Below are 18581 nucleotides of genomic sequence, written 5' to 3'. Positions count from 1 at the left end.
TTCACGTCTCGACCGGGGTTAAATCCGGCGGCGGGACTATAAACCATCTGCCCTATGGGCGCAAATTCACCACCTGGTTGTCGATGAGCCGCACCGCTCCCAGGAAGGCCGCCATCAGGATCACCAGGGATTGGCTCTGTGCATCGGCCGGTTGCAGTGTGTCGGCATCCACCAGATCGATGGCGTCGGGCTTGAAGCCGGCGGCGCTGAGTTGCAGGCTGGCCTGCTGGCGCAGGGCGGCCCAGTCCCGTTCACCATGCTCGACTTGGCTGGCGATCCAGCCCATCACCTTGGCCAGGGTCGGGGCGACCTCGCGCTCGGCCGGGGTCAGGCGACCGTTGCGGGAGGAGAGGGCCAGGCCGTCGGCGGCCCGTACCGTGGGCACACCTATGATCTCGATGGGCAGGGCCAGATCCGCCACCATCTGGCGAATGAGGGCCAGCTGCTGGTAATCCTTCTGGCCGAAGCAGGCCACATCCGGTTGCACCAGGTTGAACAGCTTGGTGACGACGGTGGCCACGCCGCGAAAATGCCCTGGGCGCAGGGCACCTTCCAGCAGGTCGGAGAGTCCGGGTACCTCGACGAAGGTCTGGGCGGCCAGTCCCTTGGGATACATGATCTCCGGGGTGGGGGTGAACACCAGATCCACCCCTTCGCCGGTCAGCAGCTGGCAGTCGGCCTCCAGGGTGCGGGGATAGTTGGCCAGATCTTCGGCTCGGTCGAACTGCAGCGGGTTGACGAAGATGCTGACCACCACCCGAGCGGCGTGGCGACGGGCCTCACGCACCAGGGTCAGGTGGCCCTCATGCAGGTTGCCCATGGTGGGCACGAAGGCGATGCGATCGCCGGCGTGGCGAAACGAGTGGATGGCTTGGCGCAAGGATGCAATGTCGTTGGCGACGTGCATGAACTTCTCCTTGGTACGCTTCGCGTTGCCCGCCCGTGAGGGCGGGGCGCAGGAGTCGTGGTTGATACGAGTCGGGTTGAACGGTTTAGTTGAAGGTCTGTTCCGGGCCGGGGAAGCTGCCGTCGGCCACCTGGGCCATGTACTGACGCACGGCGGCACGGACATCCCCGGTCTCGGCCAGGAAATTCTTGGTGAACTTGGGGGTGTAGCCGGAGGTGACGCCGAAGGCGTCGTGCATCACCAGTACCTGGCCGTCGGTGGCATTGCCTGCGCCTATGCCGATGACGGGGATGCGCAGCGCCTTGGTGATGCGTTCGGCCAGGGCGGCGGGCACACATTCCAGCACCAGCAGCTGGACGCCGGCGGCCTGCAGCGCCAGGGCGTGATGGTATATCTCGTCGGCCTGCTGTTCATCCCGGCCCTGAATGCGGAAGCCGCCAAACACATGGACGGACTGCGGCGTCAGCCCCAGGTGGGCACACACCGGGACGCCGTTGCGGTTGAGCTGGCGCACGGTATCGCACAGCCAGTCGCCGCCTTCGATCTTGACCATGCTGGCGCCGGCGGCCATCAGCTTGGCGGCATTGGCGCAGGCGCTTGAGGGGTCGGCATAGGTCATGAAAGGCAGGTCGGCGATCACCAGCGCCTTGCTGGTGGCGCGGCGCACGCAGCGGGTGTGGTAGACCATGTCGTCTATGGTCACCGGCAGGGTATCGCTGTGGCCCTGCATCACCATGCCCAGGCTGTCACCGATCAGGATGACCGGCATGCCTTCGTCGTCAAACAGCTTGGCGAAGGTGGCATCGTAGGCGGTGATGGAGGCGAACTTGATGCCCTCCTGCTTCATCTTCAGCAGTTGGTTGATACCGATTTTACTCATGGTCGTAACCTCTAACGGTGGAGTGGCAGCGACAGGGCGTGCAGATCACGCCGATCGCAATCGGCTACCCAGTCGGCCAGGGCGCTGCCATCGGGCAGCACCAGGTCGGCCGCCAGCTCACTCAATGGAACCAGCACGAAGGCCCGTTGCTTCATGCCGTAGTGGGGCAGGGTGAGGCGCTCATCGTCCAGCACCCATTGCCCATAAAGCAGAATATCCAGATCCAGGGTGCGGGGCCCCCAGCGTTCGGCCTTGCGCTCACGCCCCTGACTCAGCTCGATGGCTTGCAAGGCATCCAGCAGGGCGTGGGGCGCCAGGTGGGTGGCCAGCTCGGCCACCCCATTGACGTAGTCGGGTTGATCCGCCGGCCCCATGGGGGCGGAGCGGTAGAAGCGGGAGCAGGCCACCAGCAGGGTGCCGGGTAGTTGGCTCAAGGCCGCCACTGCCCGTTCCAGCTGGCCGACGGGATCGGCCAGGTTGGCCCCCAGGGCCACAAACACGCGGGTCATGTTACTGACCGCCTCCGGCCGGCCGGCGACGGCGACGACGGGGCTTGCGACGTGCCGGTCGGCTAGCGTCATCGGCGCTCTGGGCTTCGCCGTCCTGACTGTCATGGTGGGCATGGCGCGGTGGGGCACCGTGTTGATCCTGATAGGCCTGCCACCAGGAGACCAACTCCTTGAGGCGGCCATCCACCCGGCTGCGCAGCTCCAGGAAGTCGAAGGCGGCGCGGAACTTGGGATGGGTATACAGGCGTTCGGCCCGCTTGCCGCTCTTCTTGGGCAGGCGCTCCTGCAACAGCCAGATCTCCCGGATGTCGGTGGTAAAGCGGCGCGGGATGGCCAGGGTGCGGATCTGGCTTTCGATGGCGTCGTTGATGGCGATCTGCAGGGTATCCTGGGGCGGCAGGCCGCTTTCGTTGCTCAGCTGGCGATGGCGCTGCTCCACCACGCCCCACAGCAGGGCGGAGTAGAGGAAGGCCGGAGTCACCGGCAGATCCTGGGCCACCCGCTGATCCGTGTTGGCCAGCGCCGACTCCAGGAAGCGTTCGAACGGGCTGTTACCTGCCGGGGTCAGCAGCTCCGCCACCTGGGGAAACAGGGGGGCGAACAGGCCGTACTGGCGCAGCAACTGGTAGGTGGGCAGGCCGTCACCGGCCTGGAACAGTTTGAGGCTCTCGTCGAACAGGCGGGCGGCGGGGATATCCTGCAGCAGGGGCGCCAGTTCGGCGATGGGGGCCGCGGTGCGGTCGCTGAGTTTGAGTCCCAGCTTGCCGGCAAAGCGAATGGCCCGCAGCATGCGCACCGGATCTTCCCGGTAACGGGTTTCCGGGTCGCCGATGAGCTCCAGCACGCCGCGCTCCAGATCCGCCAGGCCGCCGTGGAAGTCATGCAGGCTGAAGTCCTTGATGCTGTAGTAGAGGGCGTTGACGGTGAAGTCGCGGCGCTCGGCATCTTCTTCTATGGTGCCGTAGACGTTGTCCCGCAGCAGCATGCCTTCGTCAGACTGGCTGGCCACATGCTTGCTGGTGTTCACCTGATGGTGGTGGCCGCGGAAGGTGGCTACCTCGATGACATCCCGGCCAAACACCACGTGGGCCAGCCGGAAGCGCCGGCCGATGAGCCGGCAGTTGGAGAACAGCTTCTTGATCTGCTCCGGGGTGGCATTGGTGGCCACGTCGAAGTCTTTGGGGGTGCGCCCCAGCAGCAGGTCCCGCACGCCGCCGCCCACCAGATAGGCCTCGTAACCGGCCTTGTTCAGGCGGTAGAGCACCTTGAGGGCGTTGTCGCTGATCTGCTTGCGGGAGATGGAGTGCTGGTCACGGCTCAAGATCCGGCGAGTGTTGCGGATGGGCTCGGTAACAGGGACCGCCTGGGGGCCGCTGGCCTCGTTGCGGGCCAGCACCTTGCGGCACAAATTCGCGATCTGGGAAAAAATGGTACACCTCGTGGAGTCAGGCCGATGAAAATAGCGGCGCTATGATAGCGCACAGCAACACAATTGCGAAATCCATCACCGGATTTCACGGTTTTCCCACAAGATCCCCTGCTGACGGGGCACGCGATCCTGCTGCCAATGGCTAATGGCCCACGCCAGTAGTGGTTTATGCTGATGTTTCAGCTCCAACGGCGGACATTGCCCTAAAAAGCTCAAGGCCTGCCAAATCTGCGGGGCCGGTTCATCCAATGGCAGGGCCGGGGCATGATTCTGCTTGGAGAGTTTCAGGCCCGGCGCCCCCAGGGCCAGGGGCAGGTGCAGCCAGCCGGGGACGGGCCGGCCCAGCGCCTGGTAGAGGCTGATCTGGCGCACCGTGGGCTCGATGAGATCGGCGCCCCGCACTACCTGGGTGATGCCGCTGTCGGCATCGTCGATCACCACCGCCAGATTGTAGGCAAACAGGCCATCCCGTCGCTTGAGGATAAAATCCTCCGCCGCCAGCCGCGCATCCACCCGGATCTCACCGTGCAGCGCATCCTCAAACGCATACACGGGGTGTTCCTGCCACAGCCGCACCGCGGCGCCCTGCGGCCCCAGGCCGGCGGTGCGGCAGGTACCGGGGTAGAGGCCGCCGGCGGCCTGGATCTGGGCCCGGGTGCAGTGGCAGAAGTAGGTGAGGCCGCGGGCGTGCAGATCATCGAGTACCGCCTGATAGCGGTCATGACGCCGACTCTGATACACCACCTCGCCATCCCACTCCAGGCCGTAGGCCTCCAGGGTGCGCAGTATGAGATCGGCGGCGCCGGGCATCTCCCGCGGCGGATCCAGATCCTCCATGCGTACCCGCCACCGGCCGCCCTGACTGCGGGCCACCAGATAACTGCTCAGGGCGGCAATCAGGGAGCCAAAGTGCAGGGGCCCGGAGGGCGAGGGGGCAAAACGACCGATATAAGTAGGGCTGTGACTGGGGCTGGACATGGCGATAATACTGGGAAAAACCGGCGACAAGGATGACACAGGCCAGGGCATGACCAAAGTGCTTTTGTCCCGGGCAGGCCGATGGCAGGAGGTAAAAACACAACAGGGAGCCCGAGGGCTCCCTGTTGCGGGTCGAGCAGCGGCTTAGCCGGCCATCTGCTTTTCCTTGATCTCCGCCAGGGTCTTGCAGTCCACACACATCTCGGCGGTGGGACGGGCTTCCAGACGGCGGATGCCGATTTCGATGCCGCACTGCTCGCAGTAGCCGAAGTCGTCTTCCTCGATCTTCTGCAGCGTCTTGGCAATCTTCTTGATCAGCTTGCGTTCGCGATCCCGGGCGCGCAGCTCCAGGGCAAACTCTTCTTCCTGGGCGGCACGGTCCACCGGATCCGGGAAGTTGGCTGCTTCATCCTTCATGTGGTCGACGGTGCGATCCACTTCTTCACGCAACTGGGTACGCCAGGCTTCCAGGATCTTGCGAAAATGCGCCTTCTGCTGCTCATTCATGTACTCTTCGCCAGGCTGGGGCTGATAAGGCTCCACGCCGGCGATGGCCAAGGGGCCCAGAGATTTGGTGTTATCGCCTACAGGCATATCTCTACTCCTAGTTCGCACGATCCAGCAGCGATCTGCTGGCTGCTCAAATTCAAGGCCGGTATCTATAACAGAAGGTTATCCCCCTCGCAAATAGCCCGTATCAATTTATAGGGCTTGTTAGCATTTGCCGGGAACCGGCCGGCCAGGGCAGCGCCCGCTGCGCTTTCATTGACTGTGGGCGCCATTGTGAGCGATTTCAAGACAACGGACGGGCAATTGCCAAAAAAGCCGCCGCCGGCTGCCCCGTCGGCAGCGACACACGGGCGGTGGGCGTCAATGCAAGACTCATGCACACTTGCCGGCTCTGCCTGCAAAAATGGCCAGCTCAGTCAGGCTTCTGCTGTTGTGCCGTCGCCGGTCAGGCTACCCTGGCTGCAGATTTCTCTTCCCCCTGGAGCGCAACATGGAGTTTGTTCCCCCCTTGCAGCCGGCTCGTCTGTTGCAACGCTACAAGCGGTTTTTGGCCGATGCCCTGACCCCGACCGGGGAGACTTTGACCCTGCACTGCCCCAATACGGGGCGGATGACCGGCTGTGCCGACCCAGGTTGGCAGATCTGGTACTCCCTGAGCGACAACCCCAAGCGCAAGCATGCCGCCACCTGGGAGCTGAGCGTCAGCGATGCCGGTCACTGGATCGGGGTCAACACCGCCCGGGCCAACGGTCTGGTGGCCGAGGTGTTGCTGGGGCCTCTGTTCCCCGAACTGACTGGCTATGGCCAGCTGCTGCGGGAGCAGCCCTATGGTGATGAGGGCAGCCGCATCGACCTGCTGGCCCGGGGGGAGGGGTGTCAGGATTGCTACATAGAGGTGAAGAGTGTCACCTTGTTGGGCGATAAAGGGCTGGGCTACTTCCCCGATGCCCCCAGCGTGCGGGGCGTCAAACACCTGCGGGAGCTGACTCGCCTGGCGCGGGCCGGCCAGCCGGCGGTGCTGCTATTTTGTGTGCAGCACAGTGGCATTGAGGCGGTGGCGCCCGCGGCGCATATCGATCCCGATTATGCCAAGGCCCTGGCCGAGGCGGCCGCTGCCGGGGTGGCGGTCTGGGCCCTGGGCTGCGAGATCTCGGCCCAGACCCTGCGGGGCGTCCGCCGCCTGCCGGTGCAGATCAATAAGGAGGCTGAGACATGCTGAAACACGGGCATACGGGGCCAGAGGCGGGGCCACGGCCCTGGCAGCAGCGGGCCTACACCATCATCTTCTTGTCCGATACCCCGGCCGGGCGAGGCTTCGATGTGGCATTGATTGGCACCATACTGTTGGGGGTGGTGCTGGCCGTGCTGGACAGCTTTGACGGCATCGTCGGCCCGCTGGAGCAGGGGCTGCAGGGGCTGGAGTGGCTGGTGACGGGCCTGTTCACCCTGGAATATGGCTGGCGACTGGCCTGTGTGCGGCGTCCCAGCCGCTATGTGCTGAGCTTCTGGGGGCTGGTGGATCTGGCCGCCCTACTGCCGGGCTATCTGGCCTTGCTGTTCCCGGGGGCCATCTTCTTGAGTGCCATCCGCATACTGCGGATCCTGCGCATCTTCCAGGTGCTGAACCTGGCGGGCTACCTGGGGGCCGAATGGCACCTGGTCTCCACCCTGTGGCACAGCCGGCAGCGGATCCTGGTGTTTCTGCTCTCCCTCTCCACCCTCATCTGCCTGATGGGAACCCTGATCTTCGTCATCGAGGGGCCGGAGCACGGCTTCACCTCCATCCCCACCGGCATGTATTGGGCGGTGATCACGGTGACGACCGTGGGTTATGGCGATCTGGTGCCCCATTCGGTATTGGGCAAGTTGCTGGCCTGTCTGGTGATGCTGGTGGGTTACGCCATCATAGCCGTGCCCTCGGGCCTGGTGACCGCCAAGGTGGTGGGGCAACAGCTTAACGACCAGCGTCGCTGTGGTGGCTGCGGTCATCAGGGCCATGCGGCCGATGCCCGTTTTTGTCGCCGTTGCGGCAGTGCCTTGCCCTTGCCTCAGGGGCGCCGGGCCTCGGACAGGGCCGCGAGTCATTCGGCAGACCAAGAGACCCATTGAGTCGGTGTTTGGGCCCGGTAATAAAGGAGAACCCAGTATGAGTCAGTCACCCCTGGAGGTGCTGTTGGCGCAGGAGCAGCAGTTGCAGTTGCCCTGCTTTAACCCTGAGCTGGCCTGGCAGCTGGGCTGCCGCTTGCGGGAGCTGGCCCGCAGCCAAGGCGCCGCCGTGGCCATGGAGGTGTATGGCTTTGGCCAGGTGCTGTTTGCCAACGCCATGGCGGGAACCGCGCCGGCGAATCAGGACTGGGTACGGCGCAAGCGCAATGGGGTGCTGCTGCATGGCCACAGCAGTCAGTATCTGGCCTTGTACTACCGCAACAAGGGCAAGGTGTACGAGAGCCAACCCCATGTGGATGCCAGCCAGTATTGTGCCGCCGGGGGCAGCTTTCCGCTCATCATCCGCGGCAGCGGTCTGGTGGGGGCGGTGACCGTCTCCGGTCTGACCGATGAGGGCGATCACCAGCTGGTGACCCAGGCCCTGGCCCAGCTGTTGGGGCAGTTGGCCGGCGCCTGAGTCAGCCTCGCAGGGCAAAGCGCTTGCGGCTCAGATACCGTACCCCCTCCGGGGTGCTCACCGACTCGTAGAGGTGAAACTGATCTGTCGCCAGCTGCAGCGGCGGGCAGGCCAGCACCGGCGGCGGTGCCTTGGCCTTGCGATAGAGGCTGATGTGCGGCCGCAAGCGCAGGGGCTCGGGGCACAATCCCTGAGCCTGGGCCAGGGTATGCAGCGACCTGGCCAGGGCCAGCAGGGGCGCCGGTGCCTTGTCTTGCCCCACCCAGGCCACCTGGGCACGGGGAAACCAGCCGCTCTCATCCAGCGACACGGCGAGGGGGGCGGCCAGTATCTCGTCGGCCCCGGCAGCCAGCGCCCGGTACTGCCGCTCGTCACACTGACCCAGGAACAGCAGGGTCAGGTGAAAGTTGGCGGCCGGGATGGCGCGGGCCGGCAGGCCCCAGGCCTGCTGCAGGGCGATCAGTTCCTGGCTTAGCGGTGTGGCGTCCAGACCAAAAAACAGGCGTCTGTGCACGGTAGACATGGCTTCTCCTTGGTGGACTGGGCAGCCTTTGGCACAATGCCGGCCAGATGTGTCTTCGGGATCCCGTATCCCCCAACCATGGAGCCAGTGGCCTCCAGGAGCGAACCGGGTGCCTTCACTGCCCATCCAATCCTTGCTAGCGACGGTGCAACAGGCACTGCAGGCCGGCGAGAGTCTCATCATACAGGCCCCGCCAGGCGCCGGTAAATCGACCCTGCTGCCCTTGAGCCTGGTGCAACAGTCCGTGCTGCCTGGCCGCATCCTGATGCTGGAGCCCCGCCGCCTGGCGGCCCGCAACATCGCCGCCTACCTGGCCGAACAACTGGGCGAGCCTCTGGGGCAGCGCATCGGTTACCGGGTGCGGGGCGAGAGTCGCGTCAGCCCGCAGACCATGCTGGAGATAGTCACCGAAGGGGTGCTCACCCGATTGCTGCAGGACGATCCCGAGCTTAACGGCGTCAGCCTCATCATCTTCGACGAGTTTCACGAGCGCAGCCTGCATGCCGACCTGGGGCTGTCCCTGGCGCTGGAGAGCCGGGCGGCGCTGCGGCCCGATCTGCGGCTGATGATCCTCTCCGCCACCCTGGAGGGGCTGGATTTCTCCCGCCTGCTGCCCGAGGCCCGTCAGCTGGATTGCCCTGGGCGTGCCTATCCCATCGAGTACCGCTACCGGCCGGTGAACCGCCTGCAGCCCCTGATCCCCCAGTGGGGCAAGGTGGTGCTGGAGGCAGTGGCCGGCGAGTCCGGCAGCCTGCTGGTGTTTTTGCCCGGCGCCGGCGAGATAGACAAGCTGGCGCAATACCTGGCGCCGCTGCTGGAATCCAACGTTCGGCTGTGTCCGCTGCACGGTCGTCTGCCGTTGGCCCAGCAGCGCCAGGCCATAGCGCCGGCCGCTGCCGGGGAGCGCAAGCTGGTGCTGGCCACCAATGTGGCGGAAACCTCCCTGACCATCGAAGGCATCAGCCTGGTGGTGGACACAGGGCTGGAGCGGCGCGCCCGCTTCGATGCCGCCGCCGGGCTGACCCGGCTGGAGAGCCGGCAGGTAAGCCAAGCGTCGGCTACCCAGCGGGCGGGGCGGGCCGGACGGCTGGGCCCCGGGGTGGCCTACCGGCTGTGGCCTCAGGAGCAGCAGGACAGGCTCTCCCGCCAGGCCCCACCCCAGATAGCCCAGTCTGAGCTGACGGATCTGGTGCTGGAGGCGGCCTGCTGGGGGACGAGCCCCGAGGCGCTGCCGCTGCTGGATGCGCCACCGGCTCAGGCGCTGGCGGCGGCCCGCGCACTATTAACCCAATTGGAGGCCCTGGATGAGGCGGGACGGCTCACCGCCCGGGGCCGTCAGATGGCGAGCCTGCCCTGTCATCCGCGCTTTGCCCATATGCTGCTGGCTTCCCGCGCGCTGGAAGCGGCGGGTCTGGCGGGGGCTCAGGCGGCGGCCTGCCAGCTGGCGGCCCTGTGGGAGGAGCCGCGCCGCGGTGGTGACACCCTGCATGGCCAGCTCAGCCGCGAGGCCGGCGCCTTGTCGCCTCTGGTGCGCCGTTGGCGCCAACGGCTGGGCTGTCAGAGCCAGGGCGGCGAGTCGGCGTTGGCGCTGGTGGCGGCCCTGGCCTGGCCGGATCGTATCGCCCGGCTGCGTAGCGGCCAGCGCTACCAGCTCGCCGGTGGCCAGAGTGCGGATCTGGTGGAGGGGCATCCTCTGACCGGCAGCCCCTGGCTGCTGGCCTCGGATCTCATCGCCGGCGAGCGGGGCATCCGCATTGCGGTGGCCGAGGCGCTGGAGTTGAGCCAGCTGGAGCAGTACCTGCCCGGGCTCTTTACCCAGCAGGAGGGCTTCGCGTGGGATGCCCAGGCCGGGCGGGTGCGGGCCGAGCGTCAGCGCCGGCTCGGTCAGATCGTGGTGGCCAGCACGCCCCTGACCGATCTGAGTGACGAGCAGAAGGCCCGTTGCCTGCTGGCCGGCATTCGCGCCAGCGGCCTGGCCTGCCTGCCCTGGAGCGAGGAGAGCGAGCAGCTCGTCGCCCGCTTGCGCTGCGCCGCCCGCTGGCTGCCGGAGTGGACACTGGCGGATTATTCCGAGGCCGGTCTGCTGGCCCGCTTGGAAACCTGGCTGCTGCCGCACCTGCTGGGCATGAGCCGGCTGGAGCAGCTCAAGCGACTGGATCTGAGTGCCATCTTGCGGCAGAGTCTGCCCTGGCCCCTGCCGCAGCAGCTGGATGAGGAGCTGCCCAGCCACTTCACCGCGCCCACCGGCAGCCGGCTGCGCATTCGTTACGCGGCCGACGCCGATCCCGTGCTGCCGGTGCGCATTCAGGAGATGTTCGGCCAACGGGTGACCCCTACCGTGGCCCAGGGGCGGGTGCCCCTGCTGATTGAGCTGTTGTCACCGGCCCAGCGCCCCTTGCAGCTCACCCGGGATCTGGTGGCCTTCTGGCAGGGTAGCTATGCCGAGGTCAAGAAAGAGATGAAGGGCCGCTATCCCAAGCATTACTGGCCGGATGACCCGCTTGAGGCCATGCCGACCCGGTTCACCAAACAAAGAATGATGAAGGAAAACCATGGCCAGCCGTAAACCTGCCGCCAAGTCCTCCCGCAGCCGCAAGAGTGCCCCCCGCAAGGGCGGTGCCCGCTCATCGGCCTGGTCCATCAACTGGTCCCGCTGGGGCTGGCTGGGCTTCAAGCTCGCTCTGGTGGGAGTGGCCGCCCTGGTGCTGTTTGGCATCTATCTGGACAGCAAGATCCGGGTCAAGTTCGATGGCCAGAAATGGCAGCTGCCGGCCCTGGTCTACAGCCGGCCCCTGGAGCTCTATCCGGGGCAGCGACTCTCCAAGGCCCAGATGCTGCACGAGCTCAAGCTGCTCAACTATCGCCCCAGCCCGCATCCCAGCGGGGCGGGCCAGTATGGCGAGGCGGGCAACCAGCTGGTGGTCATTCGCCGGGGCTTTCACTTTTATGATGGCGAGGAGCCGGCGCGGCCGCTGATCCTCACCTTCAGCGGCCAGCGCCTCACCAAGCTGCAAAATGCCGATAACCGTCGCGAGCTGGGCTATGTGCGCATGGATCCCGTGCTGCTGGATCGTCTGAGCGCCGAGCAGGTGGAGGACCGATTGCTGCTACGTATCGATGAGGTGCCCCAGTTGTTTGTCGATACCCTGCTGACGGTGGAGGACAGGGACTTCTATCACCATGGCGGCGTCTCCCTGCTCTCCATCGGTCGGGCCTTCTGGGCCAACCTGCGGGCGGGCCGCACGGTGCAGGGCGGCAGCACATTGACCCAGCAGCTGGCCAAGAACTTCTTCCTTACTCGGGAGCGCAGCCTGTGGCGTAAGGTGCAGGAGGCCTACATGGCGGTGATCATGGATTACCGCTACAGCAAGGATCAGATCCTGGAGACCTACCTTAACGAGATCTACCTGGGGCAGAACGGCAACGACGGCGTCTACGGCTTCGGCCTGGCCAGCTACTTCTACTTCGGCCTGCCGCTCAACGAGCTGGAGCCGGATCAACTGGCGCTGCTGGTGGCCATGGTGCGGGGCCCCTCCTATTACGACCCCTGGCGTTTCCCCGAGCGGGCCCAGCAGCGGCGGGATCTGGTGCTGCGTCTGCTGCTGGATAACAAGCGGCTCAATCCGCAGGAGTACCAGAGCTATGTGTCCCGGCCCCTGGGGCTGTCGGCCCGTGGCCAGATGGCCTACGGTCGTACCCCGGCCTTCATGAACCTGTTGCACCGGGAGCTCAAGCAGCGCTTCGGCGAGGGCTTCATCGGCCAGTCGGGTCTCAAGATCTTCACCAGCCTGGATCCGGTGGCGCAGCAGGCGGCCGAGCAGGCGGTGAGCGGCGAGCTGGCCAAGCTGGCCAAGAGCAAGTCCGGTCTGGAGGGGGCCATGGTGGTCTCCAATTGGCATACGGGTGAGGTCTCCGCCATGGTGGGGGGCAAGGATACCCGCTTCGCCGGTTTCAACCGGGCGCTGGATGCCCGCCGGCCCATCGGCTCCCTGATCAAGCCAGCGGTCTACTACACAGGGCTGATGAATGGCTACCGGCTGGCGACGCCCCTGAAGGATGAGCCCCTCTCCTTGAAGAGCGACGGCGGCAAGACCTGGCGGCCGCAGAACTACGACAAGGGGTATCGCGGTCAGGTGCCGCTCTACCTGGCGATGGCCAACTCCCTCAACCTGCCGACGGTGCGTCTGGGCATGGATGTGGGGCTGGACAAGGTGGTGGACAGCCTCAAGGCCCTGGGGGTGACCCAGTCCATTCCCGTCTATCCCTCCTTGCTGCTGGGCACCCTGGCCCTGTCGCCTTACGAGGTGAACCAGATGTACCTGACCCTGGCCAACCAGGGGCTCTATCAGCCCCTGACCGCCATCCGGGCCGTGGTGAGCGAAGACGGCAAGCTGCTCTACGAGAAGGCCGAGCAGGCCAAGCGGCAGCTGGATCCCCAGGCCAGCTACCTCACCCTCTACACCATGACCAAGGTGGCCAGCCTGGGGACGGCCCGCTCCCTGGCGGCTCAGTTCCCCAAGGCGGTGCTGGCGGGCAAGACGGGCACCACGGACAACCTGCGGGACTCCTGGTTCAGCGGTCTGGATAACGACGAGGTGGTGAGTGTCTGGGTGGGACGGGATGACAACCAGCCGGCGGGGCTGACCGGTGCCGGTGGCGCCTTGCGGCTGTTTAGCGACTACCTGCAGCGCCGCGGGGTCAACTCCCTGCAGCTCAATCCGCCGCGAGGCATCATCACGGCCCGCTTCAACGGTGCCGGTGGTCATGTGGCAGACAGCTGCGGCAACGCCACCAGTCTGCCTGCGCGATCCGTGGACTTGCCGCCGGCTCAGGGCTGCAGCGTGCTGTCGGCGCCCATAGAGCAGACCAAGGACTGGTTTGAATCGCTGTTTGGCAAGGGATAAGTGGGGCGGACAACGTTCGGTGGCAGAGAAACGAGGCAGCCGGGGATCCCCCGGCTGTGTCTTTTAGACGGTAGCCAATTCGGCCACCAGAGCCTAGCGGCTTAGGCGGCGAGCTTCTGGCGACGGCGTTGCAGCAGCAGGGCACCCAGGCCCAGCAGACCCAGGGCGTAGGTTTCCGGCTCCGGTACGGCGGCGGTGATGGCACCCTCGGCACTGATATGGGCCTGCCAGTAGGGGGTGCCATTCAGCGTCCAGCTGGTGCTGGTCTGGCTGTCGTAGTTGTAACCCTGGCTCAACAGGTTGCCATTGGCGAAGTTGGGGAAGGCACTCAGGGTCAGCAGGTAGTTGCCGGCGCTCAGGCTGCTCAGGCTGAGGCCAGAGTCCCAGGAGGTTTGACCACTGGCAATAGATGAATTGTCATCGTTGTAGGCGACCTGTTGCCAGTCATCACCCAACTGACTCCATAGGGTGAGCACAGGATCCAGATTGGTGCCACTGCTGTAAGAGTCGGTCCACAGGAGCACGTTGCTCAGATCTTCCAAGGCGGTAAAGCTGATTTGCGCCACATCCTTGTCGGAACTCAGGGTGCCGCTGAAATCCAGGACGCTGGCCTGGGCCAGGGTGCCGGTCATTGCCAGCAGGGCGGCTATGCCAAGCTTGGTTTTTTTCAATTTGATATCTCCATATGTGATGTTTGAGTCCTTGTGCCAGACACAAGGTCTCGAAGTGTAGGGAAGTGGCGATCTGCACACAAATGGTGGGGACGGCGGGCGTGTTGGCAGGCAATGGCGTTTGAGTGACGGTTTCTTGGTGGCTTATGGTGGGGATTTTTACATATAAAAATTTAACACCGTACAGTGTCTGTACTGACGGTGTTTTGTACTGTAGATCCGACCAGATACACCTGTCGTTTCTGACAGGGGGGATTCACACCCGCAGATCTACCTGCTGCAGGGTACCGGCCTGACCCGACTCGGTCAGATAGAGACCGGTCTGACGGAGCACACCGGCACTCTGGCCATCGGCCCGCTCACCCAGGTGTTGATAGGGGGTGTCCACCGGATGCAGCAATATGGCGCCTATGTTCACCTCACCGATGGCCAACAGTTCGCCGCCAGGGCGCCACACCTTGAGGGCGGCGAACAGGCTGTCTCCCTCGTCCAGGGCGCCGTTGCCGTCCTCATCCAGACCCGCCAGCTCGGCAAAGCCATTGCCACTTTGGGCGCCGAACAGCTCGCTGCCATCGTCGATGCGGCCGTTGCCGTTACGATCCAGCGCCAGGAAGGCGCTGCCGCTGCCCAGTTTGGGGATGGCTTCCTTGATGCCATCGGCGTCCAGATCAAAGTCGAAGGTGGCCTGCTGCAGATCGGCTACCTGGCCATCCAGATTGAGCACCAGGGGATCCTTGAGGGCGGATTCGCCGACGATCCGCTCGCTGAGCTGCAACCGCTGATAATCCAGGGCAAAACCCAGCTGGAGCTGGATGGTGCGACCATCGGCGGTGGTGACCTGGCCCTGGGCGGCAAACACCAGCTGTTCGGACTCGGCGCTGAAGTCCAGCACCTGCACCGCCCGCTCCGGCGTGGCCTTGGCGGGGACTGCGGCTGGGGTATCCGCCGGCGAGGCGGCCGTGTCCTGGCCCAGCCGCAGTGGCGCGCCCAGCTCTATCTTCCTGCCCAGAATGGACTCCAGCATGGTCTTCATCAGCTTGAGTTGCGGAGTCAGCCCCAGCGCCTCGTCACTGGTGTCGTCCTCACCTGTGGTTGGGCCCACGCCGGCTGACTTGGTATCCGGGGTGAGCGGATCGGTGCGCCCTTGCCCGCTGAGCGGCGTGGATGGTCGGGGGCGGGCGAACAGGGCGGCATTCTCGGTCTTGGGGGGGCCAGCCAGCTCGGCCAGATCCACGTTGGGAGCAGACTCGTCTGCTCCGTTGACCAGGCTTTGGCTCAGGGCCAGTTCCTGGCGCTCGGTGAGCTCGATCTGGCGACTCTGTGGCTGGGCCGGGGCGGCAGACTCCAGCAGCGTTTGCTGGCGCAGCTGCACCTGTTGTTGCTGATACTGGGTCTGATAACTGACTTGCTGCTGGGTGATACGCATGAGACGGCTCCCTCTAACTGGGGTTAGCTGGTTATCGGCCGTCAATTAACCAAAATTAACAATAAATGGTTATTAGTTGCTCGTTTGTATAGATCCATGAGTCCCATCTTGTTGGTAATTTGTTATCAAGTGGCGGTTTTTTCTAATTTTTTTGTGATTGCTCCCAGCAAATGAAAATTCAGTCCGGGGCCGGATTGCATCCCCTTTGGCTTGCTCTAGAGTGGCGCTCGTTTACATATATTTACTTTGTATCGGCAAGGATGAGCGATGAAACAGTGGCGAAGATCGATCCTGATGGGACTGTTGGGCCTGGCGTTGGCCGGCTGTGGTGGTGGCGGTGGGGAATCAGATGGTGGCGGTGGTGGCGGTGAAGCGACGACTCCCCAAGCGGCCTACACCGGCAACCGGCAGGATGCTCAGCTGGATGCCCAGAATGCCGGGGCTTACCTGAGCTGGCTGTTTGATGTTCAGGAGGTGTCCAGCCTGGCGAGCCGCAGGGTCACGGGGGTGGCCCGCAGTCGTCTGGCTCAGGCCAAGAACGGTCGCATGAAGGTGGATGAGCAGCTGTACTGCGATTCCGGTCAGGCGCGCCTGACCGGCTCCTTGAACGACGATGATGGTCGCGGCACCCTGACCCTGGTGTACCAGGATTGCCTGAGCGAAGGCGTCACCCTGAACGGGCGCCTGATCACCCAATATGAAAAATGGGATCTTAACAGCGGCACCCTGCTGGATTATACCCAGCGCTACCAGGATCTGCGCAGCGACTCCGATGCGGGTCAGCAGACGGTGAACGGCTCGGTGCAGGTGCGTGGTGAAGGTACCTGTGATATTCGGCAGGTGGAGAACCTGCTGATGAGTGGGTCGGATGGCCACGAGGTGTTGCTGGATGGCCTGACCCGCCGCAGTACCTGCTATACGGATCCGGACCATCCCTCCTTGGTGCTCTACCGTGTTGGCTTGTCTGGCCAGATCTATGACGGCAGCCTGGGCGGCGTCCAGGTCAGCAGCAGTGCCGACTACGCCTTGGGTCAGGTGCAAAATCCCTTCTTGTTTGAGATCAGCATGGTGCCCGTCGCCGGCAGCCTCAGCCTCAGCAGCGCCTACGGCAAGCTGACCTTAAGCAGTTGGGGCGAGCCCAGAACGGCCTCATCCGATAGTGACGATCTGGCCTATAAGAGCCGGCTGGAGTTTGATACCAATGGTGATGGTCAGGCAGAACAGAGCCTGGAGATCTATTCGGTGTTCTTGTTTGAGACCCAGATGCTGGATTTTGCCGACAGCGACCAGGACGGCCTGTTCGATGGCTGGGAGCGGGTCAATGGCAGTGACCCCTACCGGGCAGATGCCGACGAGGATAGCGATGGCGACGGGGTCAGCAACCGCTTTGAATATCAACTGGGTACCGGCGGGCGATTTACCTCGGATTACCTGCAAGCCAGCATGACCGTCAGGTACGATGAGAGTGTCTTCTCCCCCTATCAGACGCCAGACGTGTATGTAGGCCAAGCCATCACGCTGCCCTTGACCATCTATGGTGCCATTGACTCGCGGCTGCTTTCTGCTGTGTCCAGCGGCGATCTGCTGATCGATCTCAGCCAGTTGGGGGAGGCCCAGATCGAGACCAGTGGCCCTTGCCAGTGGGAGCCATCCGCTCGGCAGCTGCGCTGCCATATCGACTTCAGCCCCTTTGCCGAGACGGGCAGAGATATCACGCAGGCCATCGGCAGCGTGACCATCACGCCGGCAGAGTCGGGTTTCCTCCGTATGCCGGTTCGTTGGGAGTCGGCCCTGCCCATTCGTGATCCCTTCGGTGACAGCAATCTTTATCTGAACGCCCTGACCACAAATCAGACCTTCTACCTGACCGGCAGCAGTCGGGGTTACTTGTGGGACAATCTGTCGGAGGGCTGGGAGTATCAACTGCAGCTTAGCGTGAATGGATGGGACGGCGCGTCGATCGATGGCTTGCGGATCCGGGGTAGCTGGTCCAGTGAGCAGGGCGATCTTCGACTGCTGCGTCTGGATGACACCTACAGCTACGGGTGGCAATGCGATATCCAGACCGATGGCTTTGAGTGTGAGGCCCAGGGGAGCAACTATTCTGTGCCAACGCTGGTGTTTGCCAAGCCCAACCAGCCCGGCAAAACCGATCTGACCCTGACGGTGGAGACGCAGCTGGGCAGCCAGGTAAATCAGGTGGTCCAGCGGCGTACCCTGGCCTACGGCGTCAGCACCGCTGCCCTGCAGGCCCAGCTGGCCCAGGCAGAGGCCGATGGCCAGACCGAGCTCGTCATCCCGGCTGGGGTCTATGTGGGCGGCTTGTATCAGGGCAGTGAGAATGACGATTGGCAGTTTGGCTCGGTGCGGCTCAAGGGGCAGCCCGGCGCCGTGCTCTGGTTGGAGGATGGCAATGCCAGTTTCTACTCCAACGGTTACCGCGCCAAACTCAGGGCACCTAGCATAGAGGGGCTAGAGATCCATGGCGCCGATGGCCAGATCCTGGCCAGCGAGGCCATCCGTGACTGCCATATTCAACTGGCGACCGCCTATGAGCCTTCGTCAATTAGCGCGCCCCTGATCGAGGCCAATCATATTTATCTGGAACTGATGGATCGCCCGCTGTTTGCTACCGAGCAGGATCAGCTGATCCGCAACAACCATATTCAGGTGGAGTATTCGCGCCAGGTTGCTCTGTTTGGCAACAAGGGCTATTGGTCCAGTGGCCGAGTGCAGCTGGTGAACAACACCCTGGTGGATGTGGATCGCCTGATCACCAACGCCGACGAGGCGCCGGTGGCCTTTACGCTCAGCAACAACCTCTGGCTGGATAGCCCCCTCGCGAAGAAGTTGAGTGCCGATGCCAGCGCTCAACCATTGGGGAGTTATCCGGTGACGGCCACGGTTGAGCATAACCTGTTGCCCAGCCGCTTCAGTGCGCTGGCTGGCGACAACCTCTATACCGATACACCGGGCGTGCTGGCCGAGCAGGGCTATGCCCTGACCGCCGACAGCCCGGCGCTGGACGCCGGGGATGCCGAGGCGCCGGCCGGTGAGCTGGATCTGTTGGGGCTGCCCCGTCGGGTGGGGGGCGGGATTGACCTGGGGGCCCAGGAATATCAGACCCCTTGAGGGCGACGATGGTGACCATGGGGGGCTTGGGCCCCCCGTTTTTTTGCCGGCAGATCGAGCCGGCAGGCGTGGCATCGGCTGGCTGGCTA

15 protein-coding genes are annotated in these 18581 nt (G+C 64.3%); 6 read left to right on the top strand and 9 right to left on the bottom strand.

The annotated features are described in order from the left end of the window. Nucleotides 1–52: 52 nt before the first annotated feature. From panC to dksA, 6 genes are all read right to left on the bottom strand, one after another. On the bottom strand, nt 53–907 hold the full coding sequence (panC, locus tag ABD847_RS07060; protein WP_345011394.1) for a pantoate--beta-alanine ligase: 855 nt from the start codon (nt 905–907) through the stop codon (nt 53–55). Between the two features lie 85 nt (nt 908–992). Then, on the bottom strand, nt 993–1787 hold the full coding sequence (gene panB / locus ABD847_RS07055) for a 3-methyl-2-oxobutanoate hydroxymethyltransferase (RefSeq protein WP_345011392.1): 795 nt from the start codon (nt 1785–1787) through the stop codon (nt 993–995). Nucleotides 1788–1798: 11 nt separating this feature from the next. Continuing rightward, a complete protein-coding gene (folK, locus tag ABD847_RS07050; protein ID WP_345011390.1) occupies nt 1799–2296 on the bottom strand; it encodes a 2-amino-4-hydroxy-6-hydroxymethyldihydropteridine diphosphokinase in 498 nt (165 codons plus the stop codon). Between the two features lies 1 nt (nt 2297). Continuing rightward, nucleotides 2298–3704 carry a polynucleotide adenylyltransferase PcnB gene (gene pcnB, locus ABD847_RS07045; RefSeq protein ID WP_345011388.1) on the bottom strand — a complete coding sequence of 469 codons (1407 nt, stop codon included), beginning with the start codon at nt 3702–3704 and terminating at the stop codon, nt 2298–2300. A gap of 96 nt (nt 3705–3800) precedes the next feature. After that, nucleotides 3801–4703, bottom strand: a complete 903-nt coding sequence (gene gluQRS, locus ABD847_RS07040; protein ID WP_345011386.1) for a tRNA glutamyl-Q(34) synthetase GluQRS — start codon at nt 4701–4703, stop codon at nt 3801–3803. Nucleotides 4704–4847: 144 nt separating this feature from the next. Then, nucleotides 4848–5297 carry an RNA polymerase-binding protein DksA gene (dksA, locus tag ABD847_RS07035; RefSeq protein ID WP_345011384.1) on the bottom strand — a complete coding sequence of 150 codons (450 nt, stop codon included), beginning with the start codon at nt 5295–5297 and terminating at the stop codon, nt 4848–4850. Nucleotides 5298–5703: 406 nt separating this feature from the next. Here dksA and sfsA point away from each other — a divergent pair, with 406 nt between their 5' ends. The 3 genes from sfsA to ABD847_RS07020 are packed head-to-tail and all read left to right on the top strand — an operon-like array spanning nt 5704 to nt 7836. Further along, nucleotides 5704–6432 (top strand): DNA/RNA nuclease SfsA, encoded by a 729-nt coding sequence (sfsA, locus tag ABD847_RS07030; RefSeq protein ID WP_345011382.1) that lies wholly within the window; start codon nt 5704–5706, stop codon nt 6430–6432. Then, nucleotides 6426–7322, top strand: coding sequence for an ion transporter (locus tag ABD847_RS07025; RefSeq protein ID WP_345011380.1), 897 nt, complete (start codon nt 6426–6428; stop codon nt 7320–7322). The genes sfsA and ABD847_RS07025 overlap by 7 nt, the downstream gene beginning before the upstream one ends. Nucleotides 7323–7359: 37 nt before the next feature. Continuing rightward, a complete protein-coding gene (locus tag ABD847_RS07020; protein ID WP_345011378.1) occupies nt 7360–7836 on the top strand; it encodes a heme-degrading domain-containing protein in 477 nt (158 codons plus the stop codon). Nucleotide 7837: 1 nt separating this feature from the next. On the opposite strand, the gene thpR is transcribed toward ABD847_RS07020, so the two are convergent. Beyond that, a complete protein-coding gene (gene thpR, locus ABD847_RS07015; RefSeq protein ID WP_345011376.1) occupies nt 7838–8359 on the bottom strand; it encodes an RNA 2',3'-cyclic phosphodiesterase in 522 nt (173 codons plus the stop codon). Between the two features lie 109 nt (nt 8360–8468). Here thpR and hrpB point away from each other — a divergent pair, with 109 nt between their 5' ends. Both hrpB and mrcB read left to right on the top strand, forming a co-directional pair. Further along, the gene (hrpB, locus tag ABD847_RS07010) at nt 8469–10925 is read left to right on the top strand and encodes an ATP-dependent helicase HrpB (RefSeq protein WP_345011374.1); all 2457 of its coding nucleotides are present in this window, start codon (nt 8469–8471) and stop codon (nt 10923–10925) included. Then, on the top strand, nt 10912–13263 hold the full coding sequence (mrcB, locus tag ABD847_RS07005; RefSeq protein WP_345011373.1) for a penicillin-binding protein 1B: 2352 nt from the start codon (nt 10912–10914) through the stop codon (nt 13261–13263). Before hrpB ends, mrcB begins: the two co-directional genes overlap by 14 nt. A gap of 101 nt (nt 13264–13364) precedes the next feature. Here the strand turns inward: mrcB and ABD847_RS07000 are convergent, their stop codons facing one another. Together ABD847_RS07000 and ABD847_RS06995 are read right to left on the bottom strand one after the other, a co-directional pair. Next, nucleotides 13365–13934 carry a DVUA0089 family protein gene (locus tag ABD847_RS07000; RefSeq protein ID WP_345011372.1) on the bottom strand — a complete coding sequence of 190 codons (570 nt, stop codon included), beginning with the start codon at nt 13932–13934 and terminating at the stop codon, nt 13365–13367. Nucleotides 13935–14190: 256 nt separating this feature from the next. Beyond that, entirely contained in the window at nt 14191–15360 is a 1170-nt protein-coding gene (locus ABD847_RS06995) for a hypothetical protein (RefSeq protein WP_345011370.1), read from the bottom strand. 267 nt (nt 15361–15627) lie between these two features. On the opposite strand from ABD847_RS06995, the gene ABD847_RS06990 reads away from it, so the two are divergent. Beyond that, a complete protein-coding gene (locus ABD847_RS06990; RefSeq protein WP_345011369.1) occupies nt 15628–18492 on the top strand; it encodes a choice-of-anchor Q domain-containing protein in 2865 nt (954 codons plus the stop codon). Nucleotides 18493–18581 lie beyond the last annotated feature (89 nt).

The sequence above is a fragment of the Pseudaeromonas paramecii genome, assembly GCF_039540575.1.
In the GTDB taxonomy this organism is placed as follows: domain Bacteria; phylum Pseudomonadota; class Gammaproteobacteria; order Enterobacterales; family Aeromonadaceae; genus Pseudaeromonas; species Pseudaeromonas paramecii.
The sequence above is the reverse complement of the archived record's forward strand: the minus strand, read 5'-3'. Positions and strand labels throughout refer to the sequence as shown.

Coding starts and splice junctions, on each gene's coding strand:
- ABD847_RS06990 (WP_345011369.1), top strand. CDS start 15,628: ATGAAACAGTGGCGAAGATCGATCCTGATGGGACTGTTGGGCCTGGCG.
- ABD847_RS07020 (WP_345011378.1), top strand. CDS start 7,360: ATGAGTCAGTCACCCCTGGAGGTGCTGTTGGCGCAGGAGCAGCAGTTG.
- panB (WP_345011392.1), bottom strand. CDS start 1,787: ATGAGTAAAATCGGTATCAACCAACTGCTGAAGATGAAGCAGGAGGGC.
- dksA (WP_345011384.1), bottom strand. CDS start 5,297: ATGCCTGTAGGCGATAACACCAAATCTCTGGGCCCCTTGGCCATCGCC.
- folK (WP_345011390.1), bottom strand. CDS start 2,296: ATGACCCGCGTGTTTGTGGCCCTGGGGGCCAACCTGGCCGATCCCGTC.
- ABD847_RS07025 (WP_345011380.1), top strand. CDS start 6,426: ATGCTGAAACACGGGCATACGGGGCCAGAGGCGGGGCCACGGCCCTGG.
- gluQRS (WP_345011386.1), bottom strand. CDS start 4,703: ATGTCCAGCCCCAGTCACAGCCCTACTTATATCGGTCGTTTTGCCCCC.
- panC (WP_345011394.1), bottom strand. CDS start 907: ATGCACGTCGCCAACGACATTGCATCCTTGCGCCAAGCCATCCACTCG.
- mrcB (WP_345011373.1), top strand. CDS start 10,912: ATGGCCAGCCGTAAACCTGCCGCCAAGTCCTCCCGCAGCCGCAAGAGT.
- thpR (WP_345011376.1), bottom strand. CDS start 8,359: ATGTCTACCGTGCACAGACGCCTGTTTTTTGGTCTGGACGCCACACCG.
- sfsA (WP_345011382.1), top strand. CDS start 5,704: ATGGAGTTTGTTCCCCCCTTGCAGCCGGCTCGTCTGTTGCAACGCTAC.
- ABD847_RS06995 (WP_345011370.1), bottom strand. CDS start 15,360: ATGCGTATCACCCAGCAGCAAGTCAGTTATCAGACCCAGTATCAGCAA.